3 protein-coding genes and 1 pseudogene are annotated in these 2,977 nt (G+C 75.4%); 3 read left to right on the top strand and 1 reads right to left on the bottom strand.

The window, feature by feature from the left end:
• Positions 1-425, bottom strand: a 425-nt coding sequence (locus GA0115240_RS23800) for a CGNR zinc finger domain-containing protein (RefSeq protein ID WP_093739464.1), incomplete at its 3' end; no start/stop codon positions are given.
• A 23-nt stretch (positions 426-448) separates the two neighbouring features.
• Between GA0115240_RS23800 and GA0115240_RS39395 the strand changes: the two are divergent.
• The 3 genes and pseudogenes from GA0115240_RS39395 to GA0115240_RS23785 form a co-directional block, all read left to right on the top strand.
• Positions 449-1,156: pseudogene (locus GA0115240_RS39395) on the top strand (MFS transporter); the annotation flags it as partial.
• A gap of 118 nt (positions 1,157-1,274) precedes the next feature.
• On the top strand, positions 1,275-1,871 hold the full coding sequence (locus tag GA0115240_RS38535) for a hypothetical protein (RefSeq protein WP_237555148.1): 597 nt from the start codon (positions 1,275-1,277) through the stop codon (positions 1,869-1,871).
• Positions 1,868-2,977: glycosyltransferase (locus GA0115240_RS23785; protein ID WP_093739458.1), on the top strand; the 1,110-nt coding region annotated here is incomplete at its 3' end. The genes GA0115240_RS38535 and GA0115240_RS23785, both read left to right, overlap by 4 nt.

Below are 2,977 nucleotides of genomic sequence, written 5' to 3'. Positions count from 1 at the left end.
GAGTGGCCCGCGCACGCGCGGACGCGGGTGTGCGCGGCGGTGCCGATCAGCCGGCAGGTCGCCCGAGCGACGGTGGACAGGCCCTGCTCCACGCCTCCCGACCAGGCGATGGCGCCCGCCGCCGTGACGACAGGCCGCATCGGGTTCCGCGCCGCGAAGCCGTTGAGCAGGGCGAGGTCGGCCGGGTCGCACGGCTGCCGGGTCGCGCACGCGCCGGCCGCCCGATAGGCGGCTTCGCGCAGGGCGCGGGCGAGTTCGAGGTCGGCGCGGGTGGCCTCGTCGGGGTGCGGGGACAGCCCGGCCTCGGTCAGCCACCGCGTCAGATCGTCCGGCTCGGCCAGCAGTTCGACGGGGTGGGTGGCGCGCCACGACACGGTCGCGGCGAAGTCGAGCCCGATGTGGTCGCTGACGAACAGGAAGTCCATGGCATCGCCTCGCGTGCCCTCGCATGAAGCCGCTGCATGAAGCCGCTCGCATGAAGCCGCCGGATCAGGAAATCATACCTTCAACCGATGACGACAGCGCTGTGTGCGACACCCCGTCCGCCAATTCGTCCGCCGACTCGTCCGCCGACGCGTCCGCCCGACTCACCCGCCAGGGACTCCCCTTGACCCACTTACGCACACCGGCCCGCTCCTCCCTGGCCCGCTATCTGTGCGTCGCCCTGCCCGCGAGGCTCGCCGACGAGGGCGCCAGGGTCGCGCTGGTGCTGATGGCGGTCGACCGCGAGAACAGCCCCGCGCTGGGCGGCCTGCTGGTCGCCGCGCTGATGGTCCCGCATGTGGCCGCCGCACCGCTGGTCGGAGCCCTGGCGGACCGGACACGGCGGCGCGCGCCCCTGCACGGCGCCGCACTGATCGTCTACGGCCTGTGCCTGGCCGCGACCGCCGCCGCCGTGGGCCGTGTGCCCACCGGCGTCCTGGTCGCGCTGATGGCGCTGGCCGGCAGCTGCGCGCCGCTGCTCACCGGCGGACTGACCAGCCTGCTCGGCGAGTTGGTGCCCCCGCCCTACCTGACGCGCAGCTTCAGTGTCGACTCGACCACGTACAACCTGGCCGGCATCGCCGGTCCCGCCCTGGCCGCCGCCATCGCGTCCCTGGCGGGCGCCACCAGCGCCGTCCTGGCGCTGAGTGCTTCCGCTCTCGCCGCCGGTCTGGCCGTGCCGCTGCTCCGGCCTGGCCCCGCGTCCGCCGTCCGCCGTCGGTCGGCACCAGGGCCCCGGCGTCCTGCTCGGCGGCGCCCGACAGCTCGTCAGCAACCCGCCGCTGCGCAGCGTGACGTGGGCCAGCAGCATCGGCCAGGCGGGCATCGGGGCGCTCCCGGTCATCGCCGCGATCGAGGCGACCCGGCAGCACGCCTCCTGGGCGGCGGGCGGCCTGATGACCGTCTTCGCGGCCGGCGCGCTGGCCGGGTCCCTGACCTACGCGGCCCGCCCCTGGGCCCGCGAGCGTCCCGAGCGCGTCGTCCTGGTCTGCCTGCTGGCCGCGGCCCCGCTGCTGGCGGCGGCAGGGGCCTGTCGGTCGACGGCCCTGGTGGCGGCCTGGTTCGCCGCCGCGGGCTGGACCACCGGCCCGCTGTTCAGCGCGCTGCTGGCCGCCCGTGAGCGGTACGCGCCGAGGGATCTGCGCACCCAGGTCTTCACCCTGGGCGCCGGTCTGAAGAGCACCGCCGCGGCGGCGGGGGCCGCCGCAGCCGGCGCCGCCGCCCATCTGGGCCCCGCGGTCCTGCTGTGCACCGTCGGCGGTCTGCAACTGGCGGGCGCCGCGGCGGGCGCCTGCCTCCTGGCCGGCCAGGCGCCGGCCCGAGGCAATCCCGCCACCCCGCTCACACCGCCGGCCACCACCCCACCGATCGGACAGAACAAGCGATGAACATACTTTTCGAGCCCATCGGGGGAGCCCTGGGCATCGGCGCCATCACCCGCTGCCTGGCTATGGCACAGGCGGCGGCCATGCGCGGCCACCGGGTCGCCGTCCTCGCGCCCGACGGCTACCCGCTCGTCGACGACCTGGCGTACGCCGGGCGCTACACCGCGCCGTTCCCCGTGCGTACCGCGGACGATGTGGGAAGGGGCGAGGCCGACGGCTTCACCGAGGCCATGCTGGTCCGCGGGATGGGCCGCGCGGAGTACGCCGAAGCGGCGCTGGCGGCGGAACTGCGCGCGTACCGGGACTTCGCCGCCGACATCGTCGTCACCGAGATGCAGCCCACGGTGCCGATCGCCGCGCACCTGGCGGGCATCCCGTTCGCCTGCACCGTGCAGAGCCCGAACCTCACCCATTTCGCCGCCCCCAGCGCCCGGCCGGCGGACTGCCGGAAGGTCGCCGACACCTACGGCGAACTGTGCGAACGGCACGGGCTCGCTCGCCCGCCCCACCTGGAGGACCTGCTCCACCAGCGGGCGGCGGTGAACATCGCGCCCACGGCGGAGGTCCTCGAACCGGCCCTGGCCCAGCTCCCGAACACCGCCTACGTGGGGCCCGTCCTACTGCCCGCGCTCGAACTGGCACCCGGCGCCGAGTACAGCCCGGGGGCAGCGCGCAGGATCCTGGTGTACCTCAGTTTCGGGGCGGTCACCCTGGAGGAGTTCCTGCCGGAGCTGGCGGCGGCCTTTCCCGCCCCGCACAACAGCGTCGTCGTGGCCGCCCGGGAGGCCGATGTGGCGGGCCGCCAAGTGCCCTTCACCCAGGGCCACATCACGGTGGCCCGGACCCCGGGCATCACCAACCTGCTCCAGCGCACCGACCTGATGATCACCCGGGGCGGCCAGAACGCCCTGATGGCCGCGCTGCTCGCGGGAGTTCCGGTGATCGGGACGCCCGGCCGCAGCCCCGAGCCGCTCTTCAACCTCGCCTCGCTGGCCGCCCACAACGCGGCCGTCACCCTCACCGGCCGGCCGACCGCGGCCGGGCTCGCCGAGGCGGCCGACCGGCTCGAACAGCGCCAGGCCCGGCGGCACGCCGCGGCGCTCGGCTCA

Origin of the sequence: Streptomyces sp. DvalAA-14 (assembly GCF_900091855.1) — a bacterium.
Classification (GTDB): domain Bacteria; phylum Actinomycetota; class Actinomycetes; order Streptomycetales; family Streptomycetaceae; genus Actinacidiphila.
The sequence above is the reverse complement of the archived record's forward strand: the minus strand, read 5'-3'. Positions and strand labels throughout refer to the sequence as shown.